The 26,422-nt window shown below is 46.8% G+C and carries 26 protein-coding genes; 12 read left to right on the forward strand and 14 right to left on the reverse strand.

Annotated features, from left to right (window positions below; genetic code table 11):
- Window positions 1-105: 105 nt before the first annotated feature.
- The 4 genes from WH95_RS06065 (at window position 106) to WH95_RS06080 (ending at window position 4,285) form a co-directional block, all read left to right on the forward strand.
- Window positions 106-1,356 (forward strand): aromatic ring-hydroxylating oxygenase subunit alpha, encoded by a 1,251-nt coding sequence (locus tag WH95_RS06065; RefSeq protein WP_046504314.1) that lies wholly within the window; start codon window positions 106-108, stop codon window positions 1,354-1,356.
- Between the two features lie 94 nt (window positions 1,357-1,450).
- Complete coding sequence (locus WH95_RS06070) at window positions 1,451-2,548, forward strand: hybrid-cluster NAD(P)-dependent oxidoreductase (protein ID WP_218044448.1); 1,098 nt, start codon at window positions 1,451-1,453, stop codon at window positions 2,546-2,548.
- A 176-nt stretch (window positions 2,549-2,724) separates the two neighbouring features.
- Window positions 2,725-3,570, forward strand: coding sequence for a fumarylacetoacetate hydrolase family protein (locus WH95_RS06075; protein ID WP_046504647.1), 846 nt, complete (start codon window positions 2,725-2,727; stop codon window positions 3,568-3,570).
- Window positions 3,571-3,748: 178 nt separating this feature from the next.
- Complete coding sequence (locus tag WH95_RS06080; RefSeq protein WP_046504317.1) at window positions 3,749-4,285, forward strand: PAS domain-containing protein; 537 nt, start codon at window positions 3,749-3,751, stop codon at window positions 4,283-4,285.
- Window positions 4,286-4,359: 74 nt separating this feature from the next.
- On the opposite strand, the gene queF is transcribed toward WH95_RS06080, so the two are convergent.
- The 4 genes from queF to queC form a co-directional block, all read right to left on the reverse strand.
- Window positions 4,360-4,827 (reverse strand): preQ(1) synthase, encoded by a 468-nt coding sequence (gene queF, locus WH95_RS06085; protein WP_046504319.1) that lies wholly within the window; start codon window positions 4,825-4,827, stop codon window positions 4,360-4,362.
- Between the two features lie 87 nt (window positions 4,828-4,914).
- A complete protein-coding gene (gene queE / locus WH95_RS06090) occupies window positions 4,915-5,703 on the reverse strand; it encodes a 7-carboxy-7-deazaguanine synthase QueE (RefSeq protein ID WP_113771988.1) in 789 nt (262 codons plus the stop codon).
- Window positions 5,700-6,056, reverse strand: a complete 357-nt coding sequence (gene queD, locus WH95_RS06095) for a 6-carboxytetrahydropterin synthase QueD (protein ID WP_046504322.1) — start codon at window positions 6,054-6,056, stop codon at window positions 5,700-5,702. Before queD ends, queE begins: the two co-directional genes overlap by 4 nt.
- Before the next feature lie 3 nt (window positions 6,057-6,059).
- Complete coding sequence (gene queC / locus WH95_RS06100; protein ID WP_204247721.1) at window positions 6,060-6,815, reverse strand: 7-cyano-7-deazaguanine synthase QueC; 756 nt, start codon at window positions 6,813-6,815, stop codon at window positions 6,060-6,062.
- Window positions 6,816-7,151: 336 nt separating this feature from the next.
- On the opposite strand from queC, the gene WH95_RS06105 reads away from it, so the two are divergent.
- Window positions 7,152-8,603 carry an NAD-dependent succinate-semialdehyde dehydrogenase gene (locus tag WH95_RS06105; RefSeq protein ID WP_082114011.1) on the forward strand — a complete coding sequence of 484 codons (1,452 nt, stop codon included), beginning with the start codon at window positions 7,152-7,154 and terminating at the stop codon, window positions 8,601-8,603.
- A gap of 48 nt (window positions 8,604-8,651) precedes the next feature.
- Here the strand turns inward: WH95_RS06105 and WH95_RS06110 are convergent, their stop codons facing one another.
- From WH95_RS06110 to WH95_RS06130, 5 genes are all read right to left on the reverse strand, one after another.
- Window positions 8,652-9,440, reverse strand: coding sequence for a hypothetical protein (locus WH95_RS06110; protein WP_046504328.1), 789 nt, complete (start codon window positions 9,438-9,440; stop codon window positions 8,652-8,654).
- Entirely contained in the window at window positions 9,437-10,402 is a 966-nt protein-coding gene (locus tag WH95_RS06115) for a DUF7379 domain-containing protein (RefSeq protein WP_046504330.1), read from the reverse strand. The genes WH95_RS06110 and WH95_RS06115 overlap by 4 nt, the downstream gene beginning before the upstream one ends.
- Window positions 10,395-11,036, reverse strand: a complete 642-nt coding sequence (locus WH95_RS06120) for a TetR/AcrR family transcriptional regulator (RefSeq protein WP_046504332.1) — start codon at window positions 11,034-11,036, stop codon at window positions 10,395-10,397. Before WH95_RS06120 ends, WH95_RS06115 begins: the two co-directional genes overlap by 8 nt.
- A 129-nt stretch (window positions 11,037-11,165) precedes the next feature.
- Window positions 11,166-12,092, reverse strand: coding sequence for a pseudouridine-5'-phosphate glycosidase (locus WH95_RS06125; RefSeq protein ID WP_046504335.1), 927 nt, complete (start codon window positions 12,090-12,092; stop codon window positions 11,166-11,168).
- 29 nt (window positions 12,093-12,121) lie between these two features.
- A complete protein-coding gene (locus tag WH95_RS06130) occupies window positions 12,122-13,108 on the reverse strand; it encodes a carbohydrate kinase family protein (protein WP_046504337.1) in 987 nt (328 codons plus the stop codon).
- Window positions 13,109-13,256: 148 nt separating this feature from the next.
- Here WH95_RS06130 and WH95_RS06135 point away from each other — a divergent pair, with 148 nt between their 5' ends.
- Entirely contained in the window at window positions 13,257-13,733 is a 477-nt protein-coding gene (locus WH95_RS06135) for a DUF2946 family protein (protein WP_046504340.1), read from the forward strand.
- 61 nt (window positions 13,734-13,794) lie between these two features.
- On the opposite strand, the gene WH95_RS06140 is transcribed toward WH95_RS06135, so the two are convergent.
- The 3 genes from WH95_RS06140 to WH95_RS06150 form a co-directional block, all read right to left on the reverse strand.
- Complete coding sequence (locus WH95_RS06140) at window positions 13,795-14,688, reverse strand: GNAT family N-acetyltransferase (protein ID WP_046504342.1); 894 nt, start codon at window positions 14,686-14,688, stop codon at window positions 13,795-13,797.
- Entirely contained in the window at window positions 14,675-15,667 is a 993-nt protein-coding gene (locus WH95_RS06145; RefSeq protein ID WP_046504346.1) for an MDR family oxidoreductase, read from the reverse strand. The genes WH95_RS06140 and WH95_RS06145 overlap by 14 nt, the downstream gene beginning before the upstream one ends.
- Window positions 15,668-15,821: 154 nt before the next feature.
- Window positions 15,822-16,955, reverse strand: coding sequence for a dimethylsulfoniopropionate demethylase (locus WH95_RS06150; protein WP_046504348.1), 1,134 nt, complete (start codon window positions 16,953-16,955; stop codon window positions 15,822-15,824).
- 138 nt (window positions 16,956-17,093) lie between these two features.
- Here WH95_RS06150 and WH95_RS06155 point away from each other — a divergent pair, with 138 nt between their 5' ends.
- From WH95_RS06155 to WH95_RS06165, 3 genes are all read left to right on the forward strand, one after another.
- A complete protein-coding gene (locus WH95_RS06155; protein WP_046504655.1) occupies window positions 17,094-18,014 on the forward strand; it encodes a LysR family transcriptional regulator in 921 nt (306 codons plus the stop codon).
- Between the two features lie 209 nt (window positions 18,015-18,223).
- Window positions 18,224-19,012, forward strand: a complete 789-nt coding sequence (locus WH95_RS06160; RefSeq protein ID WP_046504350.1) for a PDC sensor domain-containing protein — start codon at window positions 18,224-18,226, stop codon at window positions 19,010-19,012.
- 211 nt (window positions 19,013-19,223) lie between these two features.
- The gene (locus WH95_RS06165; RefSeq protein WP_046504352.1) at window positions 19,224-21,167 is read left to right on the forward strand and encodes a methyl-accepting chemotaxis protein; all 1,944 of its coding nucleotides are present in this window, start codon (window positions 19,224-19,226) and stop codon (window positions 21,165-21,167) included.
- 97 nt (window positions 21,168-21,264) lie between these two features.
- On the opposite strand, the gene WH95_RS20460 is transcribed toward WH95_RS06165, so the two are convergent.
- Window positions 21,265-22,356 (reverse strand): GGDEF domain-containing protein, encoded by a 1,092-nt coding sequence (locus WH95_RS20460; RefSeq protein WP_052741832.1) that lies wholly within the window; start codon window positions 22,354-22,356, stop codon window positions 21,265-21,267.
- Window positions 22,357-22,673: 317 nt separating this feature from the next.
- On the opposite strand from WH95_RS20460, the gene WH95_RS06175 reads away from it, so the two are divergent.
- Window positions 22,674-23,561 (forward strand): ion transporter, encoded by an 888-nt coding sequence (locus WH95_RS06175; protein ID WP_218044449.1) that lies wholly within the window; start codon window positions 22,674-22,676, stop codon window positions 23,559-23,561.
- Window positions 23,562-23,676: 115 nt separating this feature from the next.
- On the opposite strand, the gene WH95_RS06180 is transcribed toward WH95_RS06175, so the two are convergent.
- Window positions 23,677-24,525 carry a mechanosensitive ion channel family protein gene (locus tag WH95_RS06180; protein ID WP_218044450.1) on the reverse strand — a complete coding sequence of 283 codons (849 nt, stop codon included), beginning with the start codon at window positions 24,523-24,525 and terminating at the stop codon, window positions 23,677-23,679.
- Window positions 24,526-24,761: 236 nt separating this feature from the next.
- On the opposite strand from WH95_RS06180, the gene WH95_RS06185 reads away from it, so the two are divergent.
- Window positions 24,762-25,250: a PAS domain-containing protein gene (locus tag WH95_RS06185; RefSeq protein ID WP_046504353.1), complete on the forward strand. Its 489-nt coding sequence runs from the start codon at window positions 24,762-24,764 to the stop codon at window positions 25,248-25,250.
- A gap of 266 nt (window positions 25,251-25,516) precedes the next feature.
- Window positions 25,517-26,380: a radical SAM protein gene (locus WH95_RS06190; RefSeq protein WP_046504356.1), complete on the forward strand. Its 864-nt coding sequence runs from the start codon at window positions 25,517-25,519 to the stop codon at window positions 26,378-26,380.
- Window positions 26,381-26,422: the final 42 nt, after the last annotated feature.

Genomic DNA, 26,422 nt, shown 5'->3' on the forward strand with positions numbered 1-26,422 from the left:
GAAGCGTGCCAAAGACACTGCTGTTCCTTATCCCCGTCGCTCGTCAGAATTTACCACTCAGAGAACAATATCTGAGAAACGCTTGTTGCTGGATAGGACCGAGAGATGACTGTATCAGCCCACGACACAATGTTTGACCTGCTTCGCAGTAAAAAACAGAACTACAGCCTACCGCGAGAATTCTATAACGATCCGGATTTCTTCAAGCTCGATATGGAACACGTCTTCGGGAAATCATGGATTTTTGCCGGTCTGGTTTGCGACATCCCCAAGCCGGGAAACTTCTTTACCCTGTCAATTGGTGATGATCCCCTGGTGATTGTCAGAGACGACAACAGCGAAATCCACGCAATCTATAACACCTGTCGCCATCGGGGTTCCAAAGTCTGCCTGGAAGAAAAGGGACACACTGCAAAACTGGTTTGTCCCTATCACCAATGGACCTACAATCTAGATGGCAACCTGCTTTTTGCCGGTAACATGGGCGAAGGTTTCAATCCTGCCGATTTCCCCTTGAGAAAAGCGAACATTGGCATTGCTGGCGGTATGATCTTTGTCTGCCTTGACGAAAATCCCCCGGCATTTGCCCCCTTTAAAGAAGCGGTTGAGCCTTTCTTGAAGCCACATGCATTGGACAGGGCAAAAGTAGCCCATGAGATCACAATCAGTGAAAAGGCTAACTGGAAGCTGGTGATCGAAAACAATCGCGAATGTTATCACTGCAATGGCTCACACCCCGAGCTTCTGAATTCACTGCTCGAATTCGACAATACAGATGATCCCCGCGCCACCCCCGAGTTCAAAGCACTGGTCGCGAAAAAAGCAAGTGACTGGGATGCCCTGGGCATCGCCCATGAAAGTACCCCGCACAATCTGGAATTCCGCGCTGTGCGCATGCCGTTGGCTGAGGGCATTCATTCCATGACCATGGATGGAAGCGTCGCCTGTCAGAAGCTGATGGGGGATCTTACCGACCCTGATATGGGGTCAATGCGGTTATTGCACCTGCCCAATACCTGGAACCATTTCATGGGGGATCATTCCATTGTCTTTCGCGTGATGCCCGTTGGTCCGCAAGAGACATTGGTGACAACCAAATGGATTGTCCACGAAGGTGCCGTAGAAGGCGTCGATTATGATCTGGAAAAAATGGTCAAGGTCTGGAACGCCACAAATCATCAGGACAGAGAGCTGGCGGAAAACAATCAACTGGGTATTAATTCGAAAGCATACCAGCCCGGTCCTTATGCTGAAGGTGCCGAGTTTGGCGTTATCAACTTCATTAACTGGTATAGCGCCCATATGCTCGGAAAACTGTTTGACCCGGCCAAAATTCAACTCGCTGCTGGCGAATAAATATTTCTATCAACACAGTAAATCTAAGAGGGCGCAAAGCTGCGTCCTCAATAATCAAAAAGCCCAAAAGGGCGACTAATTGGGGAACTCTACAATGGCTGAACTAGCTGTTAAGCAGGCTATCAGAGATTTGAACACAACAACGCCGTGGGATAGCCACTCGCAGATGTTAGAGTGCGTGATGATCCTTCAGGATACACATGACGTCAAAACTTTTTGCTTTCAAACCACAGACAACAGCTGGTTCCGTTACCTACCCGGACAGTTCATTACCATTGAACTGGAAATTGACGGCAAACCCGTTCTACGAACCTACACCCTGTCTTCCAGTCCATCCCGCCCCTTGTCTATTTCCATCACCGTTAAGGCAAACAAAGATGGTTACGCATCTCGCTGGTTACACGAAAACCTGAAAGAGGGGGATAAAATCAAGGCTCATGGCCCCGCAGGTCTCTTTACTCTGCACAACCACATGGCAGATAAATATCTCTTCATTTCAGGCGGGGCAGGCATTACACCGACACTTTCCATGACGCGCTGGCTTTTTGATTATGGTATCCACACAGATGTGCATTTCATTCACTGCGCGCGCACACCTTCGGACATTATCGCCCGCCGAGAACTGGAAAGCATGAGCGCACGTGTCAGCGACATTAAGGTTGCCTTCGCCTGTGAAGAACCCGATCCATACGGTGCCTGGACTGGCTATACCGGCCGCCTCAATCAATTGATGCTGGAACTGATTTCACCGGATTATCAGGATCGGGAAATCTTCTGTTGTGGGCCTGCCCCCTTTATGCAGGCCGTGCGAGATATTCTGAATGCCGCGGGCTTTAACATGGACCAATACCATGAAGAAAGTTTTGACGCGCCGATCATCGAAGAAGAAGATCGTCCAGATCATGATGACGTTATCATTGATGACGATGCCAAATCCTCTGTAACCTTCACAAAGTCCAAAAAAGATACTCGCGTTCAGGAATCAGACACAATTCTGGCCGCTGCCAAGAAAACAGGTCTTCATATTCCAAGTGCCTGTCAGTTTGGTGTTTGTGGAACCTGTAAGGTTAAAAAGATTTCCGGCGAGGTCCACATGGTCCATAACGGTGGCATTACCCAGGAACAGATCGACGATGGTTATGTTCTGGCCTGCTGTTCCAATCCGTTAGGGGATGTCGTTATCGACTTCTAAAACACGTTTGTCGCAGAGATGATTACGCACCGGGTCATCTCTGCACAACCAATGCCCCCTGTAAAACGCCCTTGTGCCTAATGGTCACAAATCTTTTCCCAACTTTCCTGTCGTCTCTTCAAATTTCTGACGCTATTGTTGATCACAAACAAACGAAAACAGGGAAGCAAGAGATCATGAAATTACTGCGATACGGCCCTATTGATCAGGAAAAACCCGGATTATTGGACCATCAAGGGCAAATCCGTGATCTTTCCGGGATCATTGACGACATCAATGGTAAAAACCTTAATTCCCAAACCCTTGCAAAGATACAGGAACTGGACCCTGTGACATTACCATTGGTCGAGGGCACACCAAGAATAGGCCCTTGTATAACAAATGTGGGAAAAGTCATCTGTATCGGCCTGAATTATCACGACCACGCCAAGGAAGTCGGGGCAAAACCAACCCCGGAACCGCGTATCTTTATGAAGGCGACATCCTCAATTTCCGGCCCCTATGATGATGTTGAAATCCCAAGGGGATCAGAAAAAACGGACTGGGAAGTCGAGCTAGGCGTCGTCATCGGAAAAAAAGCCAAATACATCGAAATTGATCAGGCAATGGACTATGTAGCGGGTTACTGCCTTGCCAACGATGTATCAGAGCGTGATTTTCAAATGCATCGGTCTGGACAATGGGTAAAGGGCAAAAGCCATGACACCTTTTGTCCTCTTGGTCCATGGTTGGTCTCCCAAGATGAAATTAAAGATCCGCATCAGCTCTCGATTTGGCTGGAAGTTGATGGCAAACGTTATCAAGACAGCTCGACAAGCAACCTTGTCCATCGTATCCCGGAGACAATCGCACATCTCAGTCATTTCATGACACTTTTACCCGGTGATGTAATTTTAACGGGAACACCATCCGGTGTGGGCATGGGCATAAAACCAGATCCACTTTTCCTTAAACCGGGCATGACAATGGAGCTGGGTATAGAAGGGCTTGGCACACAGAAGCAACTTGCTGTACTGGCTTGAGTCATATCACAAAAAGCACCACCCTTTGCATCTGAATATTTTTACATACAAAAAAAGAGTGTTAATTGAAATTTTATGCTTCCGTTTACGATAAATTATAGAAATACTGTCACCAACTATTAAAAAATGAACAAATCTAGGCGCGGCAGGAAATTGAGCCAACTAATAGGACACAGTATTGATAGCAAATTTAAAGAAGCTTCATAGCTATTGGAGTCAGAAGAAAAAACACCGGCCCTTTCCTTCCAGAGAAGATCTAGACCCCGTTGATTTCCATTACGCCCTTGGTGATGTTTCTCTAATCGACGTTGATCAACCAGACAACGCCGATAACCCTATTTATAAAATTCGTTTGTTGGGCAGTAACATTCAAGAACGCATTGGCAGTTCCTTTACCAACCGCAATCTGGAAGAGTTTCCCGAGGTCGGGTCTTTGCGGAAAATGCTTGTCGCCTACCGAGAAGTATTAAAAACCAAAGAGCCTTTGGCCTATACCAGCTTTTTTGAAACCGATGAAAAAAAACAGCCATTCATATGTTGTATATGGCCACTTTCCACGGATGGAGAAAAAATTAACATGCTGCTCTGCTGTCGCGAACACATTATCGATCACTCGCTCTTACCAGATCAGTCATCTCAATTTTGTACGTCAAAAACCTGGCCTTATAGCGAGTGGAGTAGTTCGCCACTGTTTTCGGCCCTGACTCAAGAGTAACGAAACAATATCATTGTAAATAAGGCCCTGTACAAAGAGTACAGAGCCTATAGATACGGATTATTGATCCCTGTCTATCCACGACCACGGTATGGCGGAACTCCCTGATCCGGAATCCAGATACCTTCTGGCGCCGGGCCTGACTGGTAGAAAACATCAATCGGAATACCGCCACGTGGATACCAATAACCGCCGATCCGCAGCCACTTTGGTTCCAAAAGCTCTTCGATACGTTTCCCGATAGAAACAGTGCAATCTTCGTGGAAAGCGCCGTGGTTCCGGAAAGACCCCAAAAACAGCTTGAGCGATTTACTTTCGACGAGCCAATCACCCGGTACGTAGTCGATCATCAGATGCGCAAAGTCCGGTTGCCCTGTTATAGGGCAAAGAGATGTGAATTCCGGCGCTGTAAAACGTACAACATAGCCAGATCCCTTTTGTGGATTGGCAACACGTTCCATCACAGCTTCTTCAGGGCTATCCGGTAATTTGCTATCGCCGCCAAGTTGGGTCAGATTTGAATAGATGCTTTCTTCTGTCATTTCTTTCTAAGCTCCAATGCTCAAAAGCAGCCACCGTTTTTGGTTATGGGCAGCCAAAATCATAATATTAAAAGGGCCTCTGCCGGTCTAAACACCGCGTTCATTGCCCCATATTAAAACATGCAATTGCGGTAAAACCGTCGCGTCGTACCATTCGTCATCAACCACTTTGTCGATAAGCCATCGCATTCGGTCCATAACACCCGACATATCAATCGTGGGTTCCGTTTCTTCCACTGTACCCGGCGTATGATTTCCGGGTTGCAGATACATTCTTAACCCCGGGAACCGTCGATGCACTTCTTTTGCATAGGCATAGTCGCGATCATCAAAAACAACCACCTTCATAATGGTTTCTGTATCAGATCCAGCAGTAGCCACACAGTTCGCCAATAAATCCCAATCAGTTTCCATGTCCGACGACGGCGGTTTGGGGCTTAATGTCAGATTGTCCAGCTTTGAAAACCAGTCTTTGACCACACTGCCCTGTGTTTCCAAAGCAAAGCGATAGCCCTGTTCATGCCCCAGATCAATCAAGGCACCAAGCGGTTGAATGGCCGGATTCCCCCCGGACAGAGACACAAGCAATGGCTTGCCACCGGAAAGCGAGGCAACTTCGGACATAATCGCAGCCGGAGACATGGGCTTCCACTGATCCCGAAAGCTTGAATCCACCGCATAGAGCGTATCGCACCAACTACACCGGTAATCACACCCGCCCATACGCACAAAAACAGTTGGCAGGCCCGTTAAAGCCCCTTCCCCCTGTATGGTCGGGCCAAAGATTTCACTCACCTTTATAGTGCGCGCGTTCGGCGGTGCATCGGCAAACATTTTCATGCCCGATGTGTTGTCATTTGATGTGCCGGTAATCATGGTCTGTACTCGGCCCAGGTTTTGGGCGTTTCACTCACCCGCAGGGCTGTAACCTCTGGCCAGCGTTCAAATGCCCAGTCGAACAGATGCTTGGACAGCCGTTCTGCTGTAACATTATCATCCCCCAGGACTTCATTAAGGTGACGGTGATCCAGAACATCATCGATGTATTGTTTCAACTCGCTCAGCTCGAGATAATCTCGAACAAAACCAGCTGAATTCAAATCTTCACCAGAGAGTTCGATCTCAACAATGTAGTTATGACCGTGCAACCGTGAACAGGGATGTCCTTCGGGAACTCCCATCAACTGATGCGACGCAGAAAAAGTAAATTGCTTTGATATGCGGTACATCCATCAAACTCCCTTGGCCTTCTCAACGGCCTCAAGCCAATAGTCAGGGTCTTGATAGATTGTCGGGTCTTCCACCTTAGCAACATGAAAGGCTTCGCGACGCTCTACGCAGGTGCCGCAGCGCCCACAGTGATGTTCATAGCCTTTATAACAAGACCACGTTTCCTCAAAAGGCACCTTCAGGCGACTGCCTTCGGCCGCAATGTCACTTTTGGGAAGATGTACAAAGGGCGTATAGAGCTTGACTGACGCGTAACCATCCAGCGCATGACGCTGCATTTCTTCGAAGGAATCAATAAAGGTCGGGCGACAGTCCGGATAGATAAAGTGGTCTCCACCATGTACAGCAGCAGCGACAGCATCTGCCTTTTCGGCAGCCGCGGCACCAAAAGCAATTGCCAACATGATGGCATTGCGGTTCGGGACAACCGTAACCTTCATGGTTTCTTCTTCATAATGCCCGTCCGGCACATCGACATCGTCAGTAAGGGCAGAGCCGGACAGCAAAGCGCCTACATTGGCAATATCGATAATATTGTGCGGAACCCCAAGACGTTCTGCACAGCGGCGGGCATAATCCAGTTCTTTCTTGTGACGTTGACCGTAGTCGAAAGAAATCAGGCGCGTCAACTCGGCCTCCGCAGCAACCTTGTGCGCAAGCGTGACCGAGTCCAAGCCACCTGAACAGATGACGAGTGTTTTCATTCGTTCCAATCCTTGTTTTTCTACCGGGTAGGCTGCGACCGGGGAGCCCGACATTGCGCGGATGGCTCCAGTTTCGATTTAAATCGCGCACCCCGATATACCCCAGAAGAAGCAAAAAGCAAAGGGCAAGAGCAATTCCCTAATCGAAGACCACCTATGCGAAGGCAGTAGGAACTAACAAGCCACCTATAATAACAGAGTAAAATCACGCATCCGCAAGGAATATAACTGACCATTAAACTGACGATACACTCAGCTGCCCTCCCAAACGGGGCATCCCGAACTGTGGCCCTAAACATAATTTCGCTCTGGGCCGTTGTCCTGTCATAATGCCTGTGGTTATGATGCTTTTTTGCTTATCTATCCTCCCCTTCAATCCTAGAGGCCATTATGGAACTTAAAGACCCTTCTTTGTTACGTGATAAATGCTACATCAATGGCGCATGGGCTGATGCTGACAGCGGTGAAACCTTTGCTGTGACCAACCCGGCAAACGGTGATGTTCTGGCATCGGTCCCCAAGATGGGAGAAACAGAAACCCTTCGCGCCATCCAAGCTGCTGAAGACGCCTTTGGTCCCTGGAAAGACAAAACGGCCAAAGAACGGGCGCAGATTATGCGCAAATGGTTTGAACTAATCATGGAAAACCAGAGCGACCTTGCATTATTGATGACCCTTGAACAGGGAAAGCCGTTAGCAGAAGCAATGGGTGAGGTGGCCTATGGCGCAAGCTTCGTCGAATGGTTTGCCGAAGAGTGTAAACGTATTTATGGCGACACCATCCCGGAACACCTGCCCGGCAGACGACTTGTTGTCACAAAAGAGCCCATCGGTGTTGTCGCCGCCATTACCCCTTGGAACTTCCCCATTGCCATGATCACCCGCAAATGTGCCCCGGCGATTGCCGCAGGCTGTACCGTCGTGATCAAACCGGCCGAGGACACACCGTTAAGTGCTTTCGCCTTGGCAGAACTTGCCGAGCGCGCAGGTATTCCCAAAGGCGTTATGAACATCGTCTCCGGTATTCCACAGCAAATCGGCAAGGCATTAACAGAAAGCAAAGCCGTCAGAAAGCTCACCTTTACCGGTTCGACACCTGTCGGCAAACTTCTTATGAAACAGTGTGCCGATACGGTCAAAAAGACCTCTATGGAACTCGGCGGCAACGCACCCTTTATTGTTTTCGATGACGCGGATCTGGATGCTGCTGTCGAAGGTGCGATGATGAGCAAGTTTCGCAATGCAGGGCAGACGTGTGTTTGCTCTAACCGGATACTGGTTCAAGAAGGGATTTATGATGCCTTTGCGAAAAAGCTTGTCGAAAAAACCGCGGCACTAAAGGTTGCCCCCGGTACTGAAGACGGTGCCCAACAGGGACCACTTATTAATGCAGCAGCTTCTGCCAAAGTCAGTGAGCTTATTAAAGATGCCGTCAGCAAAGGTGCCAAAACTGAAATCGGTGGAAACCCGCATGATCTCGGCGGAACCTTCTTTGAACCGACAGTGATTACTGGCGTGACCGATGACATGCGCATTTTCAGCGAAGAAATCTTCGGACCTGTGGCCCCGCTCTATAAGTTCAAGACCGAAGAGGAAGCCGTGCAGATGGCAAACGACACACCCTTTGGTCTCGCCGCATATTTTTACAGTCGGGATATCGGGCGGGTATGGCGTGTATCTCGCGCACTTGAATATGGTATTGTCGGCATTAACGAAGGCATCATTTCAAACGAAGTTGCCCCCTTTGGCGGCGTCAAGGAAAGCGGCGTGGGCCGCGAAGGCTCTAAATATGGCATGGAAGATTTTCTGGAGATCAAGTACCTCTGTATAGGCGGTATTTAAGACCCCCGAGATCCATTAAATGAAAAAGGAGCTTTTATAGCTCCTTTTTCATTTCAGTACTTTGTTTCGCTTATCATTCAACATCAGAACAACCATATAAACGGCCATTGCAGCAGCCATGTGCTTCAAACTGTGACCACTGATTAGGTTATCCAGCAAGTCATAACCCCCTGCATCAAAGTACTCCAAAGTCTTTGCCAAGGCGTACCATACATACATCCAGACAAGGTATTTCGCAGGCGTATGCCTTGCGACAGGATACATCCAGCATACCAGAGGAAGCGCGATTAACGGGTAGAACTGGACAAGGATATAAGGCCGGAGATCACCATTTCCGATGCTTTCTGTCTGCTGCCAGTAAACCAATGATGCCAGCCCCAGAAAAATGAGTAGTGTCATGAGCTTTCCGGCTAATTTTCGCGCCGAAAATATAGTCACTCTATCAATCAGGATTGCCCCAAATAGAGATGTGAAAGCCACTGTCATCGGCAAGCGATCCCAAAAGAGGCGATCATTATCCGGGTTTTCGTGATAATAGGCAGAGCCGGGCGCAACAAAGGCAACCGACAGAAAAAAGATAATGAAAGGCGAAACCTCACCAAGGCTTTGAAATTTTCTCGCTTTATAAAGGTTTTTTAGGTGGAATAGACCGAGGGCACCAACGATCAAAAATCCGAAGTTCGACACAACGTCGCCAAAATTTGCAACTCCCAAACAACTGCGTGTATCAGCAAACAAATGGTAGAGCTGATCCTGTGGCAGTTTGGGCAGGAAAAACGTACCTAACAAAGAAAGAAGAAAACTTAGACCCAGAACAAAGTCTCTTCTCTCCATCATCCCTTAATTCCTTCCCCGTTATCAGCAAACAGCCTTCCTGATCTAAAATAGTTAAGTGTGGCATCAACAACAGTGTCTTTGTTACACAATGACGAGTGCAATCCAGGTAACACCAGTACCTGATCACACCCCAACAAGCGAGCCTCTGCAACCGACACCACTCCATCGTCATCACCGGGCAGAAAAGGGTTATAGCCTTCGCCATCTGATTTACCCCCGGCAATAATCGCAGTTTCGCATTCAGGCATTGGTATTTTTCGGACAAAATCAGGCACAAGTTCCTGCCCCGATTTTCCATAGATGAGTTTATACAAAGCGAGTTGTTTGACCCATTCAGCGATCGCCGATCCCTGATTGGGCGGGGCAACCATCAACAGGCGACCAATGTTAATCCGGGCTTTCCAGGATGTCAGATTTGCCAGAAGCTGCCTGACAACCAGTCCCCCCATCGAATGGGTAATAAACGAGACCATTTTAATGTCATTTCGACGCGATAAAATACGCGCCAATTGATCGGCATGTTCATGAATAAACGCTCTGGTCGAGGGATAGGTGATGGCTGCGACTTCAAAGCCTTCATCCGCAAAGACACGTTTCATTTTCTGAAAAGTATCACCTGAACGGGTTATACCGTGAACCATCACCAGCAAATGTATACCATCTGTTTCCGGATGAAGAGGAGGTGTAATCTGTTTTTGAACCTTATAGTGCTCAAAAACAGCAAAACAGTCTTCGAAGCTGCCCCATGCCTGACGTTTGTCATCGGGATCAAGTAGTCGAAAATGTCCGCTATAGAGATTGAACTGTATGCGCCAACTGGCATAGATGAATTCATCACGCCAGAACTGCTTCCCCCCCAAAGTTGGCATTTGAATATTAAGGGGCGCACCGCTAGCTGTCCGCAAATTCTCTGTCGCGAATTCCATTCCCTGGCGCAAATATTTTTCGATGTTGTCAATCATGCGACGCCCCCGCGAAAATCGCATGATCTTTTAGTCCGCTTAGGAATGTTGTGATCAACAAACTGCAAACCTCGTGCGAAGACTGGTTTATGACAACATTCAACTTCTTTTTATCGGCGAGAGAGATAATCCCATGCAAGCTCGCCCAAAGCGTTGCCGAAAGCCGCCGTAACTCTATAGGATCAATTCCCGGCAAGACAGGCACCAAGGCTTGATCAATTACGCTCAACAACGTGGAAACACGTTGGTCATACCATTCAGGTAAATTTTCATCTTCCGCAGGTACATGATCAAAAAGCAAACGCCACAGGCTTTTATTGTCGTCAATAAAGCTCAAATAATCGATCAGCAGTTTTTCCAGGTTTCGTTTAACAGCGCCAATCTCCGTTACAGCATCCAAACGGGTTTTGGATAGATGATCATGTAACCGTTCCAGCGTCCTGCCATTCAATGTCAGAACAAGTGCATCAATATTGGCATATACGTTATAAATCGTCCCGGGCGCATAGCCGATTTTTTGTGCCACCTTTCGGGCCGAAAGCTCTGATACGCCGCCAGCTACGACCAGTTCTTCAGCCGCATCAAGTATCATCACTCTCAATTCATCCGGACTATGATCAACACGTCGCGCCATTGGTAAAAGCCTTGCCTGTCTGATTTAAGCTACAAATACAAAATAATGAACACTGTTCAAAATTCAATAAAAAAATAACGCCACACATCAATTAAGACACATGGCGCTATTCTTTTTACGCGAAACCAATTAACCTAACGTACTCAAATCCTTCGCAATATTTGCCGCCAAAACGGCATTATTTTTCACCAGTGCGATATTGGATTCCAGGCTACGCCCCTTGGTCAGTTCAACGATCTTACCGAGAAGATAGGGGGTAATTGCCTTCCCAAAAATACCGTCCTTGGTCGCGCTGCCCAGTGCAGATGCAATGACACCATCCATTTCTGCTCTATCCATGGCATGGCTTTCAGGAATTGGGTTCGCAATCACAGCACCGCCCTGATACCCAAGATCCTGTTGCACTGCCAGCATACCGGCAATTTCAGTGGCCGTATCTGCCGTTAAGGGAGCATCCAAACCGGAATCACGACAATAGAAAGCAGGGAATTTGTCCGTTTGATAACCAACAACGGGAACCCCTCTGGTTTCCAGAAATTCGAGTGTCTTTGGCAAGTCCAGAATGGATTTTGCACCGGCACAAACAACCGCGACAGGCGTCTTTGCCAACTCTTCCAAATCAGCAGAGATATCAAAGTCATTTTCTGCGCCGCGATGAACGCCGCCAATGCCACCTGTGGCAAAAACAGAAATACCAGCCATGGCCGCACAAATCATTGTCGCCGCAACAGTCGTAGCGCCATCGCCCTTTTGGGCAACGATCAAGGGCAGATCCCGGCGGGATAGTTTCGCAACATTGTCCGCCTTACCCAGCTTTTCCAACGCGGCTTCGTCCAGGCCAATACGGATAACACCGTCCAGTACTGCAATTGTTGCCGGAACCGCGCCCTGAGCACGAATAAGATCTTCAACTTCGCGGGCTGTTTCCACATTCTTTGGATAGGGCATACCGTGCGCAATAATCGTAGATTCCAAGGCGACGACAGCTTTTCCCTCGGCCAGCGCCTTCGCTACTTCAGGGGCAATATTCAGGTGTTTTTCCAGTTTAAGATTCATGCTTTTACCAATAGTTTATTTTTAAGAGTTCAAGAGCCAATAACGCCCAAAGAAAGATCCCGCAAGTTCTCAGATGTCGCGCCCTGATCTTTTACGGTAATACTTGCCGCATTAATGCCCCGTTTCAGGGCAACATCCGGCTTATATCCTTCGGCGATGCCGCTAAGGGTACCGGCGATCAACGAATCACCCGCCCCTGTCACATCCGTAATTTCGACCTCAATCGCCGGAAAATGCTTAAAGTCTTCAGCTTCGAATATATAAGCACCTTTCATTCCCGCCGAGATCACAACGGCTTTTGCCCCTTTGTTCACAAGTGCAAAACCCGCTTTAACAATGTCCTCTTCTGAAACAATCGTTTGTCCGACCAACTCACTTGCTTCATCCACATTACAGAACAGAATATCCAAATACTTCAGAATAGAATTAAGCTTGGACGCCTTTGCAACAGAAACAGCATCAGCCGCCAGAAACGGGTCAGAACCACATTGACGGGAAAGAGCCTCTAAAACAGAAACAGGCATGTTCGTGTCGATGAACCAGATCGGATAGGAAGCCAAACGCTCCTCTAGTCCGGCAAACATCGCTGGACTGACATGGTCATAGATTTCCATATCAGCCAGACCAAAAGCCAATTCGCCGCCGGGCTGTAAAACAGCAGTATAGGTTGCTGTCGAAAAGGTTTCCGATCTGGGTAAGGTCAGGATATCAAGACCTTGCGCAACAAACTGCTGCTCCAAGGCATCGCCGGCCACATCCTGACCCCAATAACTCAGCAATCCGGCCTTTACACCAAGTCTGTTGAGGTTCATCGCGACATTATGCGCAACCCCACCGGGGTAACGTGAAACAGTGACCGGGTTTGACGTCCCCTGTCGAACGGTTGTGTGACATTCAGAGCGCACATCCCAGTGGGCCGCGCCAATGCAAAGCACCGACTTAGTATTCTTTTCCAACAAATTTACTCGCGAAATAGGCTTACGGACAGTTAGGGCAATCGTTTTACGCAGAAACATCCCCATAATACCAGAAGATGTTCGCACATTTGATCAATATCAATGTTTGTTACGCGATGTTGAGTAAAATCTTACGTGAAAATGATTGGAAGGTCTTTTCTTTATCATTTTCAATCGTAACAACGACACGAAAAGCATAGAGCATCACGTGAAAAGAAACGTTAAAAGAGCGACACAAAAAAAGAGCGGCCTCTCACCCCGCTTTTTGTCTCGTCGTGCATTTTTTGCGTTCACGGCAATTGTATCTCTATGCTTGCAAATCCTTATTCCGCTGGAACAGAGTTGGGCTAACCCGCCACAAAATCCGGATATCAATTCAGAAGATGTTTTTGTTATCTGTACACCAACCGGGCTCAGAGTTCTTTCATTAAACTCTGGAGATGATGGCGAACCAATTGAAAGTACGCTGGATATTTCCTGTCCTGCTTGCTCATTGGCTTCGGTAACCCTTGCTCCTCTACCTGTCGATGATCCCCTTCTATACCAAACAAGCTTTGCTATAGCGGGGAATTGGGTTGAGCTATCAGAAATATCCCACGATCGACCAGCGCCGCCACCCCCAGCCCGGGCACCACCTGTCACGTTCAAACCGAAAAAACATACTGAAGTCCTAATAAGATCATAGACTGTGCAAACATACCGTTTCACAGTCTATGATTTTTGAATTATTCTTATGGTCAGCTTTCTCAAGCGTATGCTTGGCTCATTAACGACCAATATCGTTCACGACAACCAGGAAAAACATTCTGGTGACGGATCATCGCGGGTGGATTAGCGATCAGCTTAAAGCCCAATAAAGGAAGCTGCTTATGTAGATCTTCTTGTCGCTCTGGAACATCAATGCGCAATTCTTTATCAGACCGTTCTGCCATATACCTAATCATAGCCAAGGCAGTTTTACTATCAGGCGCAACCATTGACCCCAAATGATGTTGTCCCCGTTGCGGCGTGGCCATCAGGAATCCAACGATCTCACCTTTTTGGGTTTCGGCAACAACGGCATAATCAGCCTGCGCGTACCTTTTTTCAAAAAGACGGCGTCGATTTGCACCAATCGCCTGCGCATCCATAGCGATGACCTTGTCCAGATCACATTCAAACATCGTTCGTAGGTTTGTATCATTTAGCCCCGTGGAAAGCTCAGATACCAAGATCTCTTTTAGAAACTGATCAGAAGATCCAAAAAATTTTCTAATTCGCCCAGCAACAGCATATCCACATTTCTTATAAAGTGGCTCCCCCTCTTCAGTGGCGACAAGACATAACGTGCGCCCCTGTGCGATTTCATGATTATGCAGCGCATCCATTACGGCCCGACCATAGCCTTGTTTCTGGCTTTCCGGGCTTACCATGATCATACCGATTGACGCCAAGTCCTTGCCATAGGGGAAAAGAGCACCAGTCGCGACGAGATTACCTTTGGCATCACGAGCACCCAGAAAAACACCGACCTCAAGCATAATCTCAAGGTCTTTGACAACATGCGTCCAGGCAAGACTCTCGATCAGGTTGTAAATTTCGGGTGCATCATCAAGCGTTAAGTCATCAAAAGAAGGAGCTTCGGGCCTATCCATTAACATCGACAACCACGCGCCCCTGAACGGCCCCTTTCAAGATCGCAGATCCAAGATTTGGCAAATCATCAAGGGTAGCATGCTGTATCATCTTCTCGAGTTTCCCCAATGGCAGGTCAGAAACAACACGTTGCCAGGCTCTTTGACGATTTTCGAAAGGCTGCATAACCGAATCAATCCCCAGAAGATTAACACCACGGAGCAGAAAGGGAATAACCGTTGCGGGTAATGCCGCCCCACCAGCAAGACCTACGGCAGAGACCGAAGCACCATATTTCATCTGTCCCAGAACACGCGCCAACATTGCTCCACCAACGGCATCAACACACCCGGACCAGGTTTCACTCTCAAGGGGACGTTTTACTGTCTCGTTCAATTCTTCCCGGGGAATAATTCGACTTACACCAAGGTCTTTAAGATAATCCGCAGTATCAGGCCGCCCTGTGACCCCGGCAACACGATAGCCTAGCTTAGCCAAAATAGAGGTTGCGACAGAACCAACACCGCCCGCGGCCCCTGTAACAAGAACCTCCCCCTGATCAGGTTTTAGACCATGGTCTTCAAGGGCCATAACAGCCAACATTGCCGTAAATCCTGCCGTTCCAACTGCCATTGCCTGTTTTGTGCTTAAACCACTAGGTAATGGAACCAACCAATCTGCCTTCACCCGCGCTTTTTGGGCATAACCACCCCACCAAGCTTCGCCAACACGCCATCCCGTCAAGACTACCTTGTCACCAGCTTTATAACGCGCATCATCAGACTGTTCGACCGTCCCGGCAAAATCGATTCCCGGAATATGAGGATAATTACGCACTAGGCCGCCATTACCGGTTATACAAAGACCATCTTTGTAGTTCACAGTGGAATATTCAACCGCCACAGTTACATTACCGTCAACTGGAAGATGGCTATTCTCCAGCTCTCGAATCTCAGAACTGACAATACCTTCTTCGGATCTATCAACAACAAGAGCTTTGAACATAATTATTCCTTACCAATCTAAAGTGGCCAGTTTGTAAGTTTGTACACCGGACTTACAGCCAGATCCGGCGACATAATCAAATACCGAAGAGTACTGTGCCCTGTGAACAACTGAAAGAGAGAATTTTCACAAGGCTTATGAGAAATGGCAAACCCTATTCCATCGGAAAAGAAGCAATTCGAGCTTCACGAGAACCAAAGGGCGTCTGTACGAAAACCGTTTCATTATTTTGCCAGTACTCCTTGGCAATCGTTGCAATTGCAAGAAAAGCACCATGTCTGATAGAATCACAACCCGATGTCAGCTTGCCAATTTGTTGCTCTGCCTTATCGAACACGGACCAGTTTTCAAAAACACCTGTGTTAAGTTTCTCGGAAAACAACAAATGGCATATCGTCCTTTGCAAACCTTGATCTATTTCTCTTTGCAAAGCGTCTCTGGCAACAAAATCAATATCTGCTTCAAGGTTTACATATTTCCCTAACCCACAGTCAAAGGGGGATGTTCCCATCGTCATATCGTTACCATAAGACAAAAGACTGCCTTCCACCCGTTCGATAGCGTTTGGGCAACCTGCTCGAATATCGAATGCCTGTCCTGCGGCCCAGATTTGATCCCAAAGCTCAAGCGCAAGTTCTTTTCGGTCCAGATAGATTTCAAAACCACCTTGTTTTGACCAGCCTGAACGTGCCACCACCATTTCATGGCCTTCAAATGCCATTTTTTCAAAGCGGAAAAACCTGATGTCGCGAACCTTGTCACCAAAAACCGTAGCCATTACCTCTTCAGCTTTAGGCCCTTGAACAGCAAGGGGATATACATCCGCTTCAAAAACCTTCGCATCCAAATTGTAGCCTCGGGCAAGTCCTTTTGCCCAGAGCATCACATCGCTATCAGCAATGGATAACCAAAACCTGTCTTCGTCCAATTTTAAAATAATTGGATCATTGACCATTCCGCCGTCTTCATCGACAAGTGGAGCATAAAAACACTGACCATATTTTGCTTTCGATAAATCGCGACAAGTCATCAATTGTGTAAGTCGGGCAGCATCAGGCCCCTTGATCTCGACCTGTCGTTCACAACTTACATCCCAAATCTGTACGGCTTGGCAAAGATGTTTGTAATCTTCTTCAACACTTCGAAAAACTGTCGCTAACAACATGTGATTATAAACCGTATAGGCTGTAACCCCACAGGCTTCTACTCTGTCTGAAAAGGGGGTCCGCCGCACACGTGTTGCCGGAGAAAGCGTTGGTACAGGCGAAAGCGCAGGTACAGAAGTCATGATATTTAATTCCTAGTATATAAAGCCCGAAGCTCAAAAATTTCAGAACGTGTTGCCTTAGCCGGAAAGAAAACAGATGCACTTGGACCTGTGAAGGCTTATAAGATTCATACCATCATCAATTTTTTTGATAATAAAATGCGTGATTTGCCCCCTCTAAAAGCTTTGAGAGCTTTTGAAGCCTGCTATCGTCTTCGCAGTTACACGCGGGCAGCAGAAACACTGAATGTTGGGCAACCGGCAATCAGCCATCAAATCCGGTTGTTAGAGCAGGATCTTGGCATCAAACTTTTTATCAAGAAAGGATCATTGATTACCGCAACCAGCGAAGCTGATACCTATTATCTGGAAATTTCTCAGGCTTTGGGAAGAATTGCGGAAGTTAGTCGTAATCTCCGCGACAGGAGTAACAGAAAGAAGCTTAATCTCGCAACGTACCCCGGTATTGCCGCTTATTGGACCCTTCCACGCTTGCATGACTGTCGAGAACAAACAAAAAATCTGTCGATAAAAATCACAACCATAGACAAAGAACGCGATATCAATTGGAACCAAGTCAATTGCGCTATTTTGTTTGGAACCGGTAATTGGCCCGGATATGAATGTGAAAAACTGATCTCTGAAGACGTGCTTCCGGTAACAGCACCATTTCTGGCAGAACAGTTGACCCCCTATACACCTGAAAAAATACTAACGACGGCTCCCCTTATTCATCTGGAAGATACTGAGCGAAGGTGGTTTGACTGGTCGGACTGGCAAAAAGAGTTTGCCCCGGATGTTAAGTTACCTTCGGATAGTATCGCAGTCACAAATCACGGTCTGGCCATACACCAAGCACTTCAAGGGCAAGGAATTGTTCTGGGCTGGACACAGATAATTCAAGATTTGATTGAAGGTGGCGCCCTTGTTCCGCTCCATGATAAATCTCTAACATCAGAGCGAGGATACTGGCTTGTTGCTCCGGAAAAATTCTTCACCAGTGACGCGGGGGGAAACATAAAAAACATTCTGACCACTGAACAGGCCCGTCAGAACGCGTGCCCCTTCCCAACCGTCTAAGTTCTGTATTCCCTCAAATGGCGGAAAATACATAACGACAGAACAAAGATATTCATAATTTGATTCTCTTGAGCTTTTCTCAAAATCAGCAGAGAGAACAATAAATACAGCCCCAAACAAAGACACCTCGCAATTTCTCGTAATAGGTGAATTTTTATGTCATTTTGATAATATCGGGTAGCATCCAGAAAAATCGAAAGAAAGAACCAATGATTTTCAGAGCTAGATTTAAGACATCAATTTTAACAGCGTTTGTATTCGTCTGTGTACAGCTTACATATTTATCTAGCGCCTCATCGAATGAGGAGGCTTTTCACAAGCTACCTTTGAACATCAAAGAAGCAGGTTATGCAAAGAGCTTGAAAATTTCAAAATGGGTAAGAGAGCATCAGCTTCTTGTTGAAAGTTTTCAACACGCAATCAGCACCGCCCCTGATCCAGAAAGCGTTAGGTCCTTTTTAAATAACATCGCTTGGGACGATAGTTACTTTTTTAGCTATTTTGGGAGTAGCAACGGGGACATGACGATGTTTCCCGAACTGGCGCTACCCAAAGGATACGACCCCAGACGTCGTCCATGGTATTTAAAAACACGCACCGCCATGACAACGACGCTATCCGACCCTTATCAAGACGCCGGTACAGAGGAATTTGTGCTAACACTCACCACTCCGGTTTTAAAGGATACTGAGTTCCTTGGCGTTTTTGGCGTTGATATCAATACCCGCCCATTAGTCAGTATATTAACTTCAGAAACATATACCGAAATAGATCAGTTTTTTATTGTGAATCAGAATGGAAAAGTGTTGCTACACCCCAACAGTAAACTATCAAACAATTCTCTCATAGATATCTTTCAAACTGAGCCCCTTGAGATCCAAGAAAATCAGGCTATTGCTCTGAACGAAGCAATAGATAAAACCCTTGTTTTTTATAAGATAATGAACCTGCCCGTCTCTGGCTGGTATCTTTGCGCGGTTATAAACAATAAATCATAAATAAGATACAGTTAACCCAAACAACTAAAACAAAAAAAAAGAAAACAAATTTCGACGAAACAAGAAACCAACAACGCCTTTACTATTTTCGTAAAAAAGATCAGATACACTTAATTACAAAATTTTATCACTTTTTTTATACATTCAATAAATAATAGCTTCCAGCAGCCGATAGAAACTTGAAAATATTGGTTATTAGGAGATTGGAACTATGTCCTTTAACATCGGAAGCAGAATTTTAGCAGCAGCAGCCCTGATTGTTGTTGTCACATTTTCTGCTTTTATTTTGTATTTTGACATCAATCAAAATAACGAAATTCGAACATCCTTGAAATCCAACGTCAATGAAACCGGTGCCTTAGCTACAGCAGGGATTTCCAACTGGATTGGTGGACGCCAGGCCCTTATTGAAAATGTGGGGCAAAATATTCTTTCAAATCCGGCCTCTGAAAACATTGGAACATTTGTTGATCGAGAGGTGCTGAACAACACTTTTATGTTCACCTACTTCGGCAGTAAAGACGGTACTATGACCATGTTCCCGAACGATCCATTGCCTGAGGGCTATGATCCAAGAGAGCGGCCTTGGTACAAAGATGCTGTTAACGCAAAATCCAGTACCTTGACCGAGCCTTACGAAGATGCATCTACCGGTAATTTGATTGTCACGGTAACAACCCCGGTTATTGACGGTAGTAATGTTGTTGGAGTTGCGGGCGGTGACATTGAAATCACAGTTCTGGGGGATTTGGTGCGTTCCGTGGATCTTGGTGGTATTGGTTATGCATTTCTCGTCAATGATCAGGGCACTATTCTCATTCACCCCGATAAGGAATGGACGTTAAAACCCATCGCAGAAGCTTTTCCAGAGAATACACCGACAGTGGGTACCGAAACGTCTGACTTCACTGAAAGCAATGGCGACACCATGTTTGCCTTCTTCAAGGTAGACGGCCTCCCCACAGTTAATTGGTATCTCGGGCTCGCAATTGATCGTGATGCTGCTTTTCAAGCACTGACTGATTTTAGGATCACATCGATCATAACAGCAATCGTTGCGGTCCTCGCCATTATGGGTCTCCTTGGCATTCTGGTTCGCCAATGGGTTTCCAAACCGGTGTTGGGTATGACGGATGCCATGACACAGCTTGCAAGCGGGAATCTTGATGTTGAGATTCCAGGCAGCGATAAAAAAGATGAAATAGGTTCTATGGCAGAGGCGGTAGATGTCTTTAAAACCAATGCAATAGAAATGCGACGTTTAGCGAAAGAAAACGAAGAGGCCACAGAACGACATGCCCGTGATCGACGGGAAACGTTGAACAAAATGGCAGATTCATTTGAACAATCGGTTCTGTCTATCGTTGAAGCCGTTGTACAGGCATCAACAAACACACAAGATGTGGCCAGCCAACTAACGGCAAGTGCGGAAGAGTCCAACGCGCGGACACAAGCTGTTTCAAACGCCGCGATTGAAACCAGCCAAAATGTGCAGACAGTTGCAGCCGCAACCGAAGAGTTGTCAGCAGCCATCCGTGAGATTGGCGTTCAGGTAACCCAATCAATTCAAGTGACCGGAGAAGCTGTCGATGGCGTTAATAGAACCAACGGAACAGTGACCGAGCTTGCCGGCGCCGCCCAACGCATTGGCGAAGTCGTGAAGTTAATTTCTGACGTCGCCGGGCAAACCAACCTCTTGGCCCTGAATGCAACGATCGAAGCCGCAAGAGCAGGTGATGCCGGAAAAGGTTTTGCCGTTGTTGCTTCTGAGGTGAAAACACTGGCAAACCAAACTGATCAGGCAACAGGTGACATCCAAACACAGGTTGATGGAATTCAAGGCGCAAGTAGCCAATCAGTCCAGGAGATTACCAACATTAGCTCAACGATTGAGCGTATGAACGAGTTTGCAAACGCAATCGCGGCTGCCATCGAAGAACAAGGTGCCGCAACACAAGAAATTTCAAACTCTGTACAAAAAGCGGCGGCGGGTACACAAGAGGTATCGAGCAATGTTGAAGTGGTGACAAAAGCATCATCACAGGTCAGTGCCGAAGCAAACAACCTGCTGCAATCGTCGCGGGAAATGCAATCTATGGCCGAGAACCTTCGCACCGAGGTGCAGAGCTTCTTGTCCACAGTGCGAGAGAGCTAACTAAAGTACCTAATTTGGGTGAAGGCTCATAGCAAACAGGCTCCCTTTGTAGAGAGGGAGCCTGTTTTTGTATTCAGGTTTATATAAACAAGCAGAACTAAAGATCAGAGAAAAATCCAAAGTTATTTTTGCCTTTCTTCTTGATCTCATACATAGATTTGTCAGCACAATTCAGCAGTTGCTCGGCAGTAGTGCCATCATCGACGGAGAAGGCAATGCCGACAGATGCTCCAACCCGAGCTTCTTCACCATCAAGTACAAAGGGCACATTCAATTGCTCAATTAAGGTTTGCGCAAGCACTTTGACACCATCCCGATCTGTTACTTCTTTTAGCAGGATAATAAATTCATCCCCACCGATACGCGCAGCCATGTCTTCGGGGGCCAAAAGAGCCCGAATGCGGTCTGCTACGCCAACAAGAATGGCGTCCCCCGCTTCATGCCCCAACGTATCATTAACCGCCTTAAACCCATCGAGATCAATAAAGAATACTGCTGTTTTCCCGTTCCCTTGTCGATCTTCGGCCAAAATATCCTTAAGGTATTTCAAACAAAGACGACGGCTGGGTAATAGAGTCAACGCATCGTGGTTGGCCAAGAATTTCATCTTCTGCTCGGCCGCCTGTAGATCCTCGGCAAGCCAGACCATTTCCTGCGCCTGTGCCGCCATACGCTCTTCGCTATCAATCAGCTCTGAAACCTGAATTTGAAGACGTTCTTCAGACAAGCGGAGCGCTTTTTCAGCTTCAATTCGTTTTTCAATATTCAGCTGCTGCTCTTCGGCGATAATTGCCAGTTCTTCTGCTTGCGCTTCCAATCTCTCCCCGATATCGCGGAAATTGTGCCGTTCGATATCAAAGCGCTCTTCAGCCAAGATCAAGGCATCGCTAATTTTCTGCTCTATCGCTTTTTCTCTCTGTTGTTCAATCTCCAGAACAGAGGCTAAAGCCCTTGCCAGCAAGTCATCCACTTCATTGGAAGGTGGCTCATCATCCCACCAAACCACATCGGAAACCTGGACCCGCTGACTGTTGGTTTTAGATTGCCCATTAAAAGAAATAGTCGCAATGAAACGTGGCACAAGCGTGCGCAGAACATATCTTCTAGAATCGGCCCCCCGACCAAGAACAAATTCTTCTACCCCAAGCTCTGCCCCGAGTTCCTCTTCGGGGTTACCGAACGCCAACATTACCGAAACTACCCCCACTACCCTTTTGCACCAACGGATCCAACAGATCTTTTAATCTATGGTGGAGTGTTATTTCTTATGAAACAATGATTTCAACCAGATGTAACTATAGTGTTATTTTTCTTATTGCATTTTGTCCTAACACACTTTGGTTAATAAAGCATGTTTTTAGTTATTAATGCCGGGTCAACATCCGGATAAATATTCCCAGGGATTTAGCGCGTATTTCCCAAAGCAACCTCTTGACCAAAAGATTTGTTACGCTAAGTAATGAACCCGAACAACAACCTGACTGCAACAGCTAAGCACGACATCAAATGACCTTGGATAAAATGACGCAAGACACACCCCAGACAAAGGCTAAGACCACAAGCCTTTCAAACACAAAGTTGCGCACGTTTTTAGAAGGCAATACCTTTACCTGGGTAATAACGTCATTGATTTTGGTTAATGCCGTGACTTTAGGGCTTGAAACAAGCTCTAGCCTGACAGCCACACAGAGCACGCTTCTCTACTGGGCCGACAAAGCAATTCTCGTCGTTTTCTCTCTGGAACTTGCACTCAAGTTCTTGGCATATCGCGTAGATTTTTTTAAATCTGGGTGGAATATTTTTGATCTGCTTATTGTCACCATTGCCTGGGTTCCTGCCAGCGGTCCCTTTGCAGTACTTCGCGCCTTGCGTATCTTGCGTGTTCTACGCCTAATTTCAGTCGTTCCACAAATGCGTCGGGTCATTGGCGCAATCGTTGCCTCTGTGCCCGGTATGCTTTCAGTCGTCGGCGTGCTCTCCATCGTCTTTTATGTTGCTGCCGTTCTAACCACCAAACTTTTTGGTCAACACCCCGACCCTAATATGCAGGAATGGTTTGGAACAATATCAGCCTCGGCCTATACCCTGTTTCAAGTCATGACCCTCGAAAGCTGGTCCATGGGAATTGTCCGCCCGACAATGGAGATTTTCCCCCATTCCTGGATTTTCTTTATTCCCTTTATCATCATCACCAGCTTTGCAGTGCTGAACCTTTTTATCGGCATTATCGTCGATGCCATGCAGACATCTCATGAAGAGACTGATGACAAAATTACTGAAATGGCGAACATCACCCACGAAGATCTTCGCACACTGATCAATCGTTTTGAAAATCTGGAAAACAAGATCGATCGCCTGTCTGATTCAGGGCGTCAGTCACCTTCCAAGGATTAGGAACAGTCTGACGGTCCATTAAACTAACCGGGTTTTGGCACGTTTTATAATACCAAACGACCGTTACCAGACAAAACATAACCGATGAAAAAGACGCCCTTGCGGACAAATCGGGTCACGACATTTCTTCCAGGTCAGCAGACGTATCGTTCACAGCAATTGCGGTGCCACCAGAAAGCAGTTCTATATTTTCAGCCTTAAGAGCACTCAACAAAGCCGTGTTCACACGATAGCGTTCTTGATAATAACGTTGACTGGGGACCCAATACCGCAACCCAATGACAATTCCGCCATAGGTAAAATCATGCACCCCGATCTGGGCACGGGGATCATTGGGCACCAAATCATCCCCGTCTAAAACCCGTCGCAACACATTGATAGCCCGGTCGGCATCAACAGACCCGGCAAGAGGAATACGGGTTTCAACAATCCGGTTGCTGTGGGAATTGGTAATGACCTCACCAACAATCCGTTTATTCGGAATTGTAATCAATTCCTTGTCTTCCCCGATCAACTGGGTATAGGCCAACTTAACCTCGTGCACGACACCACTTCCCCCCTTGACGATAATGGTATCGCCGATGGTAAAGGGACGCGTAAGAATAATGGAAAGTCCGGCACCATAGTTAGACAAAGGCCCCTGTATCGCCAAGGTAGCCCCAAAGGCACTTGCCCCAGCCAAGGCAATCAAAGGGGCCGTACTGATACCGAAATTGCCTAGGGTGATGATAATAACAAAGGCGATCAAAACAACTTTGACAATGTTCCCGATAAAACCGGACAGCGTCTGATCAAATTCTTTACGCAGGCAAAGTCCCGTGACCTTGCCACCAATCCAGCCCGCTACCTTGAGGCCAATAATCAAAACAATGATGGCGCCGATTATCTGAAAACCGTAGGCAACCGCGAATTCGATCCCTTTATCGATCAAGGCTTCAGCCGTTTTAAGTTCTTCATCCATCATTTACCAACCCTCAAATATTATCCGACCAATAATCTGGCTTATCGACATCTATGATTTAAATATTTCCGCTCCATATCAAAGCGTGAAGCAGGAAGGTCATCAACCGTTAATCTACATCCCTCCAAATTTGTATGGCTATTTGAAGATATATTTAACCTCTTTACAGCATTATCATTGTCAAAATTTGCAACGTATCTCTCTTGTATTCTAGGTTTATTGTGGAAAAACAGCATTAAATGGCAAAACCAAAAAAATTTTACACACCAAGTTTTGACGAAGGTTTTTTGGATCATTGTGACGACCGGATTGCCGCATTTTACAATATGTGGAAATCTAAATGTAAGAACAACGTCATCCCAGCACGGAGTGATTTTGATCCTATCGATATGGTGGAATTTTTGCCTGGTATCACTTTGGTCGATGTTGATCAGAAAACCTTGGATTTGACCTATCGTCTCGTTGGAACAAACGAAGTTGCCGTGCGGGGCAAAGATCCGACAGGCGATAGTGTCAGAGAACACTTTCATGCAACCACCTGGGAGGATACATGGCAAAATTACCACCATGCCATCGTAAATCAAGGAATTGTCTTTGACGATATGGATATGCCTAACGCGAACGGTATCATCGTTGGTGACGAGACAATCTTTGTACCACTCTCCCCGGACGGAGAGCATGTAAATATGGTGATGCTCTATAGCATACAAAGAGAACCTAGTAAGTAATTTACAATCGGCACGTCTTCGGAACCGATAAATCCCGGAGCTATAAATCAAGCAGCATCTTCTCTTAATTTACCTAGATAACCACGATCGATTTTTTAATTCAGAGGCCGTGTTTGCTGTAAAACAGCTTGTTTTATAGTTCTCAACAAACTTGACGAAACACCCGATACATATAATTTTGTCGAATGAACTAGTTCACAAGGTGTAGCGAGAATTATTTATCTCGCAAGAATACCCCTTTTGGAGGATGAACCATCTATTACGATATGCCGCTCTATCGCCCTCCGAGTGAAGGGAACAACCTGATCATACAGGCAACGCTTGGGTGCTCGGCCAATTACTGCACCTTTTGTTCCATGTACAAAACCAAGACATATCGGGCCAGACCGCTGGATCAGGTATTAGCAGATATCGATCAAGCCGCGCACGAATGGCCCACGGCAAGCCGTATCTTCCTTGCGGATGGCGATGCCCTGACCCTGTCGATGGATAATCTGCGTGCGATCTTAAACAAACTCCACGAAACATTTCCTGGACTGACAAGAGTATCGGCCTATGCCACGCCGAAAAACCTGATCGATAAAACAGTTGATGAGCTGCGCGAACTGAAAACCATGAAACTCAGCCTGGTTTATATGGGCATAGAATCAGGTTCGACACAGGTCCTCAAGCGCGTGATCAAAGGTGCCTCGCACAAGACCCACGGCATGGCACTGGATAATGCCAATGCAGCTGGCTTGAAAGTATCCGCCACGGTAATTCTCGGCCTTGCCGGACGTGCAGGGTGGGAAGATCATATTGCAAGTACCGCACAGCTGATCAACAATCATCCGCCGACCTATCTCTCGACCCTGCAACTTACACTGGATGAAGGCGCCATTGATGAATTCATGGCAGAGCAGGAAGCCGGGTTTGAATTTCAGGATGACGATGCCATTCTTCTGGAACAGGAACAGCTGCTCAAGCTGTTGAACCCACCAAAACCGGTTATTTTTCGATCCAACCATGCATCGAACTGTTTACCATTAGCGGGCAACCTTCCAAGAGACCGGGATAAATTATTGGACATTATTACGGCAGCAAAAGAGCAAATTCACTTGCGCCGCTCGCCCTTTATACGTGGCCTATGATCAAAGAGCCTGTAATAATGACAAAGCGTCTGCCATGACGGA

This window comes from Kiloniella litopenaei (genome assembly GCF_000982415.1).
GTDB classification, from domain to species: domain Bacteria; phylum Pseudomonadota; class Alphaproteobacteria; order Kiloniellales; family Kiloniellaceae; genus Kiloniella; species Kiloniella litopenaei.

Bases quoted from the DNA above. Each gene is read 5' to 3' on its own strand.
- WH95_RS06120 (WP_046504332.1), bottom strand. From the start codon at position 11,036: ATGGCGCGACGTGTTGATCATAGTCCGGATGAATTGAGAGTGATGATA.
- WH95_RS06190 (WP_046504356.1), top strand. From the start codon at position 25,517: ATGCCGCTCTATCGCCCTCCGAGTGAAGGGAACAACCTGATCATACAG.
- WH95_RS06075 (WP_046504647.1), top strand. From the start codon at position 2,725: ATGAAATTACTGCGATACGGCCCTATTGATCAGGAAAAACCCGGATTA.
- WH95_RS06185 (WP_046504353.1), top strand. From the start codon at position 24,762: ATGGCAAAACCAAAAAAATTTTACACACCAAGTTTTGACGAAGGTTTT.
- WH95_RS20460 (WP_052741832.1), bottom strand. From the start codon at position 22,356: ATGTTGGCGTTCGGTAACCCCGAAGAGGAACTCGGGGCAGAGCTTGGG.
- WH95_RS06110 (WP_046504328.1), bottom strand. From the start codon at position 9,440: ATGATGGAGAGAAGAGACTTTGTTCTGGGTCTAAGTTTTCTTCTTTCT.
- WH95_RS06175 (WP_218044449.1), top strand. From the start codon at position 22,674: ATGACCTTGGATAAAATGACGCAAGACACACCCCAGACAAAGGCTAAG.
- WH95_RS06165 (WP_046504352.1), top strand. From the start codon at position 19,224: ATGTCCTTTAACATCGGAAGCAGAATTTTAGCAGCAGCAGCCCTGATT.
- WH95_RS06140 (WP_046504342.1), bottom strand. From the start codon at position 14,688: ATGTTAATGGATAGGCCCGAAGCTCCTTCTTTTGATGACTTAACGCTT.
- WH95_RS06105 (WP_082114011.1), top strand. From the start codon at position 7,152: ATGGAACTTAAAGACCCTTCTTTGTTACGTGATAAATGCTACATCAAT.
- WH95_RS06115 (WP_046504330.1), bottom strand. From the start codon at position 10,402: ATGATTGACAACATCGAAAAATATTTGCGCCAGGGAATGGAATTCGCG.
- WH95_RS06125 (WP_046504335.1), bottom strand. From the start codon at position 12,092: ATGAATCTTAAACTGGAAAAACACCTGAATATTGCCCCTGAAGTAGCG.
- WH95_RS06070 (WP_218044448.1), top strand. From the start codon at position 1,451: ATGGCTGAACTAGCTGTTAAGCAGGCTATCAGAGATTTGAACACAACA.
- WH95_RS06065 (WP_046504314.1), top strand. From the start codon at position 106: ATGACTGTATCAGCCCACGACACAATGTTTGACCTGCTTCGCAGTAAA.
- queE (WP_113771988.1), bottom strand. From the start codon at position 5,703: ATGATTACCGGCACATCAAATGACAACACATCGGGCATGAAAATGTTT.
- WH95_RS06150 (WP_046504348.1), bottom strand. From the start codon at position 16,955: ATGACTTCTGTACCTGCGCTTTCGCCTGTACCAACGCTTTCTCCGGCA.
- queC (WP_204247721.1), bottom strand. From the start codon at position 6,815: ATGTCGGGCTCCCCGGTCGCAGCCTACCCGGTAGAAAAACAAGGATTG.
- WH95_RS06130 (WP_046504337.1), bottom strand. From the start codon at position 13,108: ATGTTTCTGCGTAAAACGATTGCCCTAACTGTCCGTAAGCCTATTTCG.
- WH95_RS06160 (WP_046504350.1), top strand. From the start codon at position 18,224: ATGATTTTCAGAGCTAGATTTAAGACATCAATTTTAACAGCGTTTGTA.
- queF (WP_046504319.1), bottom strand. From the start codon at position 4,827: ATGACAGAAGAAAGCATCTATTCAAATCTGACCCAACTTGGCGGCGAT.
- WH95_RS06145 (WP_046504346.1), bottom strand. From the start codon at position 15,667: ATGTTCAAAGCTCTTGTTGTTGATAGATCCGAAGAAGGTATTGTCAGT.
- queD (WP_046504322.1), bottom strand. From the start codon at position 6,056: ATGTACCGCATATCAAAGCAATTTACTTTTTCTGCGTCGCATCAGTTG.
- WH95_RS06155 (WP_046504655.1), top strand. From the start codon at position 17,094: ATGCGTGATTTGCCCCCTCTAAAAGCTTTGAGAGCTTTTGAAGCCTGC.
- WH95_RS06180 (WP_218044450.1), bottom strand. From the start codon at position 24,525: ATGATGGATGAAGAACTTAAAACGGCTGAAGCCTTGATCGATAAAGGG.